At 47.2% G+C, this 309-nt stretch carries 1 protein-coding gene; it reads left to right on the top strand.

Going from position 1 to position 309, the window contains the following annotated elements; translation table 11 throughout:
• On the top strand, positions 1-289 hold a 289-nt coding region (locus tag Q4528_RS13275), incomplete at its 5' end, for a Sua5/YciO/YrdC/YwlC family protein (protein ID WP_303521975.1).
• Between the last annotated feature and the right edge of the window lie 20 nt (positions 290-309).

Genomic DNA, 309 nt, shown 5'->3' with positions numbered 1-309 from the left:
ACTAAACCCTAAACGTAAAACTATCGGTATTCGAGTGCCCGACAACAAAATTGCCTTAGCCATGCTAGAAGAGCTTGGCGAGCCGTTAATGTCTTCGAGCTTAATTCTTCCGGGTAATGACTTGACTGAGTCTGATCCGGAGCAAATCCGTGATGACTTAGAACACCAAGTTGATCTCATTATTAATGGCGGCTATCTAGGAGAGCAACCTACAACGGTGGTTGATTTATCGGAAGATGAACCTGAAGTGCTTCGCAGCGGCGCGGGCGACACCAGCCCCTTCGAATAAATGCAAGATAAGCTTTCGCC

Origin of the sequence: Staphylococcus pasteuri (genome assembly GCF_030547725.1) — a bacterium.
In the GTDB taxonomy this organism is placed as follows: Bacteria; Bacillota; Bacilli; order Staphylococcales; family Staphylococcaceae; genus Staphylococcus; species Staphylococcus pasteuri.
The sequence above is the reverse complement of the archived record's forward strand: the minus strand, read 5'-3'. Positions and strand labels throughout refer to the sequence as shown.